Annotated in this window: 10 protein-coding genes and 1 tRNA gene; all 11 read right to left on the bottom strand. The window is 64.7% G+C overall.

Features of this window, described 5'->3' with window-relative positions:
• Positions 1-218: 218 nt before the first annotated feature.
• The 11 genes from L8F97_RS18745 to hisA all read right to left on the bottom strand — a co-directional run bounded on the left by L8F97_RS18745 (position 219) and on the right by hisA (position 7,058).
• Positions 219-294 (bottom strand) — tRNA-Phe (locus tag L8F97_RS18745).
• A gap of 31 nt (positions 295-325) precedes the next feature.
• The gene (gene yacG / locus L8F97_RS18740; RefSeq protein WP_242153721.1) at positions 326-529 is read right to left on the bottom strand and encodes a DNA gyrase inhibitor YacG; all 204 of its coding nucleotides are present in this window, start codon (positions 527-529) and stop codon (positions 326-328) included.
• Positions 529-1,476, bottom strand: coding sequence for a ribonuclease (locus L8F97_RS18735; RefSeq protein ID WP_242153712.1), 948 nt, complete (start codon positions 1,474-1,476; stop codon positions 529-531). The genes yacG and L8F97_RS18735 overlap by 1 nt, the downstream gene beginning before the upstream one ends.
• Entirely contained in the window at positions 1,469-2,044 is a 576-nt protein-coding gene (locus L8F97_RS18730; RefSeq protein ID WP_242153710.1) for a Maf family protein, read from the bottom strand. The genes L8F97_RS18735 and L8F97_RS18730 overlap by 8 nt, the downstream gene beginning before the upstream one ends.
• Positions 2,045-2,090: 46 nt before the next feature.
• The gene (gene infA, locus L8F97_RS18725; RefSeq protein ID WP_003049127.1) at positions 2,091-2,309 is read right to left on the bottom strand and encodes a translation initiation factor IF-1; all 219 of its coding nucleotides are present in this window, start codon (positions 2,307-2,309) and stop codon (positions 2,091-2,093) included.
• A 578-nt stretch (positions 2,310-2,887) separates the two neighbouring features.
• Positions 2,888-4,456 (bottom strand): amino acid permease, encoded by a 1,569-nt coding sequence (locus L8F97_RS18720; protein WP_242153708.1) that lies wholly within the window; start codon positions 4,454-4,456, stop codon positions 2,888-2,890.
• Between the two features lie 104 nt (positions 4,457-4,560).
• Positions 4,561-4,941, bottom strand: a complete 381-nt coding sequence (locus tag L8F97_RS18715; protein ID WP_242153706.1) for an HIT domain-containing protein — start codon at positions 4,939-4,941, stop codon at positions 4,561-4,563.
• 84 nt (positions 4,942-5,025) lie between these two features.
• A complete protein-coding gene (locus L8F97_RS18710; protein ID WP_242153704.1) occupies positions 5,026-5,343 on the bottom strand; it encodes a phosphoribosyl-ATP diphosphatase in 318 nt (105 codons plus the stop codon).
• Between the two features lie 5 nt (positions 5,344-5,348).
• Positions 5,349-5,528, bottom strand: a complete 180-nt coding sequence (locus L8F97_RS18705; protein ID WP_242153702.1) for a hypothetical protein — start codon at positions 5,526-5,528, stop codon at positions 5,349-5,351.
• A 28-nt stretch (positions 5,529-5,556) separates the two neighbouring features.
• Positions 5,557-6,327: an imidazole glycerol phosphate synthase subunit HisF gene (gene hisF, locus L8F97_RS18700; RefSeq protein WP_242153700.1), complete on the bottom strand. Its 771-nt coding sequence runs from the start codon at positions 6,325-6,327 to the stop codon at positions 5,557-5,559.
• Positions 6,324-7,058, bottom strand: a complete 735-nt coding sequence (gene hisA / locus L8F97_RS18695) for a 1-(5-phosphoribosyl)-5-[(5-phosphoribosylamino)methylideneamino]imidazole-4-carboxamide isomerase (RefSeq protein WP_242153698.1) — start codon at positions 7,056-7,058, stop codon at positions 6,324-6,326. Before hisA ends, hisF begins: the two co-directional genes overlap by 4 nt.
• Positions 7,059-7,063 lie beyond the last annotated feature (5 nt).

The following is a 7,063-nucleotide window of genomic DNA, read 5'->3' as shown; positions in this document are numbered from 1 at the left end:
TTTGCCGACCGTACAACGGGTGAGTGGTCACAAGACACTTTCGATGGTCGCGCGCTACGCTCATGCAAACGGAGCGCATATCGACTCGGCAATGCGAAATTTAGAGTTGCGGATCAGGGAAGGGGTTGCTCCTTGGCTTCCGTCCTACACCAAAATTACACACGATCTTTCAGCAGCAAATGACGATGCTACTAAGTGTCTCACAAACACGGGGAAAGTGGTGCCCGAGGACGGAGTCGAACCGCCGACACTGCGATTTTCAATCGCATGCTCTACCAACTGAGCTACTCGGGCCTAATCCATATCGGATCGGGGAGGCGCGTCCTTAAGCGGGCTTTTCTTCGCTGTCCAGCCCGGTTTTATGTCCGCGCTCAAGATTATTCGCATCGTCCGCAGGACCGGCTGGAATCGCGTAGCCCTCGCCAAGCCATTGCAGCAGATCGCGATCGCGGCAGCCTTGGCTACAGGACGGCGCATGTTCGGCAGCGGGTGTTTTGCCGCATAGCGGGCAAGGCTTGGTTCTGGCCATCATCGTACCTCGAATCGGATGTCGGCGCCGGTACGCCGTGCTAGCGCATCGCGCCAGTCCGGGCGTGCTGCCAGTGCGGCATGCAGCGGCGCAGGCACAAAATGAAGCGCCGGCACCGGCGGCGGCGTGCGTTCGATGGTGCGCAGCAGTGCCCGGGCGCACGCTGCCACCGAGTTCGCGCGAAGCAGTTCCGGCAGCGATTCGCGCGTGCGACGGCGAATGATCTGCAAGAAGCCGAAGCCGTTTACGGCGGTCCGTTCGAACGGTTGCGGCAGCCCCGCGTCGATCGCTGCCGCGACCGCCTGGCGCGGCGCCTTGCCGGCGATGGTCGGGAAATCAATCCCGATCGAGCCGCCGATATCATGTCGCATGATCGCCGCGGCGATCGCCTGCGCCGCCGCCACCGCGAGCGGCTCGAGCGGGCCGGAGCCGTCCACATCAAACAAGGTCATCGCCGGCGTCGTGATCATCCGCAGCATACCGCCAGGGAAAGCGATGTCACCGGTGATTGCCTCCTCCAGCACCTCCGACCAGCCGGCCGCTTCCAATGCGTCGCTCTGATGCGCAAGACAGGTGCGAACGGGCAGGGCATCGGCCCCGATCCGCTCCAGCAGCGTCGGCGCGGCGCGCGGGTGCGCGTCGGTCGGCGCGGCGCGGGCGAGCTTGTCACGGCCGGCCTCCCGGATTGGCTCGCGAAGTATTTCGACGGTTAACGCCGCACCCTGGGTGATGCCGGACGGGAGCGAAACCAGCATCGCCTCACCGCCGTCGAAGCGCACGCGCCCCTCGCGTCCTTTCGCGGTGATCTCGACAAGGCGGGCGGCCAGGACGGCGCCACAGCGGGGATGCACGTCGTCTCGCTCGATCCTGGCTTTGACGATCGCGCCATCGATCACCAGCGCGGCACGCGCCTCACCGATGCCGCTCTCGTACAGCCACTCAGCCAAGCGGGATGCCGGAGGCGATCAACAACGCGCGCGTTTCGAACAGCGGCAGGCCGACCACGCCGGAATGGCTGCCCGCCAGATAGCGGACATAAGCCTCGGCGCGACCCTGGATCGCGTAGCCACCTGCTTTGCCAAGTCCCTCGCCACACGCGACATATGCGTCGATCTCGGCGGATGACAGTGGCTTGAACGCGACGATCGTGTCGACGATGCGCGTGCGCACCTTTCCGGTGGCGTCGATCGCGCAAATCGCGCTGATGCAATGATGGCGCCGGCCCGACAGCAGGCTGAGCAGTTCGCGCTGGACGTCCTCACTCTCTGCAGGAGGCAGGATACGCCGGCCGACCGCGACGGTTGTGTCGCCTGCGATCACCACCTCACCCTCGGCGCGCGTCACCGCCTCCGCCTTCTCTTGCGCAAGCCGTAACGCATAAGCGCGCGGCACTTCGCGCGGATGCGGACTTTCGTCGATGTCGGGCGACGCAACGCGCGTGGGCACAACCCCGATCCGAGCCAGCAAATCGCGCCGGCGCGGCGAGGAAGATGCGAGAACGAGATCGGGCGTCATAGACTGCGCCGCATGCCGAACGATCCGCTGGCGGTGCGTGCGTGCATCACTTGAAGCGGTAGGTGATACGACCCTTGGTAAGATCATACGGCGTCAGTTCAACCAGCACCTCGTCGCCGACCAGCACGCGGATGCGGTTCTTGCGCATCTTGCCGGCGGTGTGACCAAGGATTTCGTGATCGTTCTCGAGCCGGACGCGGAACATCGCGTTGGGGAGAAGCTCCACCACCTGACCGCGCATTTCGAGCAGTTCTTCTTTTGCCAAACAAACCTCTGAATACATTCTGGTGATCGGGGGATTTCCCAAACGAAGCGCGCCCATAGCCGGAAAGCGCTCCAAAGGGAAGCAGTCGCGCCCACAACGCCTGCGCGGACGCTCAGGCTGGATTACTGCGTCAGGAAGGTTGCGAGTTCTCTGAAGAGCTGGACCCGGGCAGCTACGAAAGGAGAGATGGTGATCGCCGCAGGATTGTTCAACATAGCGGGTACGTCCTACCCGCCGCCTTCAGGCGATCGCCACCGAGAAGGGCGCTGTCGTCATGGGTCAGTCCTGGCATATCTCAAATGTCCGCAAACGACACGGCGCAGCCATAGATGCCAGTGTCATACCGTGCCGCGCGGAGTGCCGTTAAACCGCCGTAGGAGCCGCAACGATGCACATGCGCTTCGCGTCGGCGAACTCCTCATGGGGCTGTCCATGCGACCGTGCCGGTTAAATAGTTCCGTATCGATGGCCCAGCGCCAGCCGCTGAAACACCGTCGCCGACCTATCGCTGCAGAGCGATAGGTCGGCGAGAGAAAGCGTAAGTCGAAGCAAGCAACCGGGCCTACCGTGCCTGGCGTTTAGACAAGCGGTGCCGAACCGGTTTCATCATCGGAGTCCATTACGCCCCGCGCGATGTTTGAGCGGCGATAGCCATACAGATAGTACAACACGAGTCCGATCGCGGTCCACGCAAAGAACAGCACCTTCGACTGGATGTTGAGGCTGAGGAACAAGACCACGCAGCCGAGGATCGACAGTGGCGCCACCACCCACACGGCCGGCGTGCGGAACGGACGTTTGCGATCCTTGTCCGTCACGCGCAGCACCATTACGCCTACGGAAACCATGGCAAAGGCGAACAACGTGCCGGAGTTCGAATAATCGGCGAGCGTCCCAACCGGCAGGAATGCAGCGGCCACCGCGACAACCACGCCGGTGACGATCGTCACCACGTACGGCGTCTTGTAACGCGGGTGCACCTTGGACAGACCGGCGGGCAGCAGGCCGTCACGCGCCATCACGAAGAACACGCGGGTCTGGCCAAACATCATCAGCAACACCACCGAGGGCAATGCGATGGTGGCGGCGAGTCCGACGATCTGGCCGAAGATCGGCGAGGATACCTGACGCAGCACATAGGCGAGCGCCTCTTTCGAGCAGACCAGCGGCGCGGTCGCCGACTGGCAGGCGGCGCTGGCATAGAGCTCGGGCGAACCCTCGACGAAATACTGGCCGGTGGCGGGGTTCATGACCGGTTGCGCGCCGTAGGCGCCGATCGCACCCGCCGCGACCACGATGTAGAACACGGTACAGATCGCGAGAGACGCGATCAGGCCGATCGGCACATTACGCTGCGGGTTCTTGGTTTCCTCCGCCGCCGTCGAAACCGCGTCGAAACCGACATAGGCGAAGAAGATCGAGGCCGCCGCGCCCAGTACGCCGGTGCCGGTCGAGCCGAGCGGATTGCCCCAGCCGCGCGGCGTGAACGGCGCGAAGTTGGCGGTGTGACCAAAGATCATCGGCACGGTGATCGCGGCAAACAGCGTCAGTGCGATGATCTTGATCGCGACCAGCACCGAGTTCACGGTCGCGCTTTCCTTGGTGCCGATCACGAGCAGCCACGTCACGAAGCCGGTGACGAGCACCGCCGGCAGGTTGATGAACCCGCCGACCTCGCCGCCCTCCAGGAAGCCCCAGTCAATCTTGGGGCCGACCGTGAGGGCGTGGGGTAAGTGTATCCCGAACCCGTCTAGGAAGCCGACGATATGGCCGGACCACCCGACCGCCACCGCACTTGCCCCCAGCGCATATTCGAGGATCAGCGCCCAGCCGACCAGCCAGGCCATCAACTCGCCCATCACCGCGTAGGAATAGGTATAGGCAGATCCCGCGACCGGCACCATCGAGGCGAGTTCGGAGTAACACAGTGCCGCGAACACGCAGACCGCGCCGGCGACGACAAACGACATGATCATGCCCGGCCCGGCCTTCTGCGCCGCGGTCGCGGTCAGCACGAAGATACCGGTGCCGATCACGGCGCCGACGCCAAGCATGGTCAATTGGAACACCCCCAACGACCGGTGCAGCGATTTCTTTTCCGCCGTAGCGAGAATCGAATCTAGAGATTTAACACGCCCAAAAATCATCAACGAACCCCCGGGTGGATGGCGATTGGCTTTCGAAAGCCCGCTCTATCGGAATGGCGCGGAGCGTACCGGCAAATTCCTGCCACGCAATCCCCTTTACCCGTTCATCCGTTCGCGAGCATCGGCCCAAGCGGGTGCCCGCCAAAGATATGAACGTGGAGATGTGGCACCTCCTGACGCGAATCGACGCCGGTATTGGCGAGCAGACGATATCCCGGCGCGACCAGTCCCGCCGCGCGCGCCACTGCCCCGACCGCCCGCACGAAGCCGGCGATCTCCGTATCGCTCGCACGCGCGCTGAAATCGTCCCACGACACATACCGCCCGCGCGGGATCACCAGCAGATGCGTTGGTGACTGCGGGGTGATGTCGTGAAAGGCGACCGCGAAATTGTCTTCATAGACGCGTTTCGCAGGAATCTCGCCGCGCAGGATCTTCGCGAACACGTTCTCGTCGTCATAGGGCAGGGTGGCGTCGATCGGCATAAGGCTTCCTTACGAAATCTGGGTCAGATCCTGTTGGGCTGGTCTCGAGCGACGTCGCGGCACCTGCGCCACGCTCGGTGAGGTTCAGGCGAGGCGCGCTGCCTTCTCGTCAATTCCCGACAGCCCTTCACGGCGGCGCAGTTCAGCTCGGACATCCTCGAGACTCAGTCCGGCGTCGGCAAGCAGCACGAGCAGGTGGAACAACAGGTCCGCCGCCTCGCCGGTCAGCGCTTCCGGCGTTTCGGAGACGGCGGCGATCACCACTTCGGTCGCTTCCTCACCGACCTTCTGCGCGATCTTGGCGCGACCCTTGCCGAATAGCTTGGCGACGTAGGAGGATGCGGGATCGGCACCCTTGCGCGCGCGGATCGTCGCTTCAAGCGTGTCGAGGATGTCGTCCATCTCTATCACTCCCGATCGATCGGTGGCTTGTGCCGCGGTTTCAGGAAGCGTTTGCGCAGTGCGCGGCGTACCAAAAATACACCGATCGCCGCCATCACGAACAAAGCGATGTCCGATGCGGCAGGGCCGGTGCGCTCGACCGGCGTGCCGGTATGCGCGGCGGATGCTAGAAACAGGAGTGACATGGCGACGCCTTAGCAGGGGCGGATGGGATTACGCCAGCACCGGTCGACGCACGGGAATACCTGCCGCCGCCAGCGCCGCGTGCGCGTCCGCGATGCTCGCATCGCCAAAGTGGAAGATCGACGCCGCCAGCACCGCGCTGGCATGCCCCTCAACCACGCCCGCAACGAGATCGGCCAAGCCGCCGACACCGCCCGAGGCGACCACCGGCACGCTGACCAGATCGGCGATCGTGCGGGTCAGTTTCAGATCGAAGCCGCTGCGGGTGCCGTCACGATCCATCGAGGTGACGAGCAATTCGCCCGCGCCAAGCTCCGCCAGTCGCCGCGCATGTGCCACCGCGTCGATGCCGGTGCCACGGCGGCCGCCGTGCGTGAAAACTTCCCAGCCGGAGCCGGAGCGCCGCGCGTCGATCGAGGCGACGATGCACTGGCTGCCGAAGCGATCCGCGATTTCCGCCACCACCTCCGGCCGCGACACCGCCGCCGAATTGACCGCGACCTTGTCCGCGCCGGCCAGCAGCAGCGCGCGCGCATCCTCGGCGGATCGCACGCCGCCGCCGACCGTGACCGGCATGAAGCACACCTCCGCCGTGCGCCGCACCACGTCGAGGATGGTGCCGCGCGCCTCGTGGCTGGCGGTGATGTCGAGGAAGCAGAGTTCGTCCGCACCGGCGGCGTCATAGGCGCGCGCCTGTTCGACCGGATCGCCGGCATCTTTCAGATCGACGAAGTTGACGCCTTTAACGACGCGGCCGTTCGCCACGTCGAGACAGGGGATCACGCGCGCCCGGACGGTCACGCTGCCGCCGCCACCGCCAGCGCGGTCGCCAGATCGAGCCGCCCGTCGTACAGTGCGCGCCCGGTAATCACGCCCTCCACGCCATCGCGCGCATGCAGCGCCAGCACGTGGATCTCGCCGATCCCCGCGACGCCGCCGCTCGCGATCACAGGGATGCGCACAGCACGCGCAAGATCGACCGTAGCCTCGACGTTGCAGCCCTTTAATAGACCATCGCGGCCGACATCGGTGAACAGCAGCGCCGCCACGCCGGCATCCTCGAACCGCCGCGCCATGTCGGTAACGGTGACGGTCGATACGTCGGCCCAACCCTTGGTCGCGACGAAGCCGTCGCGCGCATCGACCGCGACGACGATGCCGCCGGGAAAATCGCGCGCGGCATCCCGCACCAGATCGGGGTTTTCGAGCGCGGCGGTGCCGATCACCACCCGCGATACGCCAACATCGAACCAGCCCTCGATCGCAGCGCGGGTGCGGATGCCGCCGCCCAATTGCACATGGCCTGGAAAGCGTTCGACGATGCCGCGCACCGCGTCGCCGTTGACCGATGCACCCGCGAACGCACCGTCGAGATCGACGACGTGGAGATATTCCGCACCCGCATCGGCGAACAGCATCGCCTGCGCGGCGGGATCGTCACCGTATATCGTCGCGCGGTCCATATCGCCCTCGGCAAGACGAACGACCTGACCACCTTTGAGGTCGATGGCGGGGAAGACGATAAGGGTCATGCCAA

It is taken from the genome of Sphingomonas sp. BAUL-RG-20F-R05-02, from assembly GCF_022662305.1.
In the GTDB taxonomy this organism is placed as follows: Bacteria; Pseudomonadota; Alphaproteobacteria; order Sphingomonadales; family Sphingomonadaceae; genus Sphingomonas.
The sequence above is the reverse complement of the archived record's forward strand: the minus strand, read 5'-3'. Positions and strand labels throughout refer to the sequence as shown.

Bases quoted from the DNA above. Each gene is read 5' to 3' on its own strand.
- L8F97_RS18715 (WP_242153706.1), bottom strand. From the start codon at position 4,941: ATGCCGATCGACGCCACCCTGCCCTATGACGACGAGAACGTGTTCGCG.
- hisA (WP_242153698.1), bottom strand. From the start codon at position 7,058: ATGACCCTTATCGTCTTCCCCGCCATCGACCTCAAAGGTGGTCAGGTC.
- L8F97_RS18730 (WP_242153710.1), bottom strand. From the start codon at position 2,044: ATGACGCCCGATCTCGTTCTCGCATCTTCCTCGCCGCGCCGGCGCGAT.
- L8F97_RS18710 (WP_242153704.1), bottom strand. From the start codon at position 5,343: ATGGACGACATCCTCGACACGCTTGAAGCGACGATCCGCGCGCGCAAG.
- L8F97_RS18705 (WP_242153702.1), bottom strand. From the start codon at position 5,528: ATGTCACTCCTGTTTCTAGCATCCGCCGCGCATACCGGCACGCCGGTC.
- L8F97_RS18720 (WP_242153708.1), bottom strand. From the start codon at position 4,456: ATGATTTTTGGGCGTGTTAAATCTCTAGATTCGATTCTCGCTACGGCG.
- yacG (WP_242153721.1), bottom strand. From the start codon at position 529: ATGGCCAGAACCAAGCCTTGCCCGCTATGCGGCAAAACACCCGCTGCC.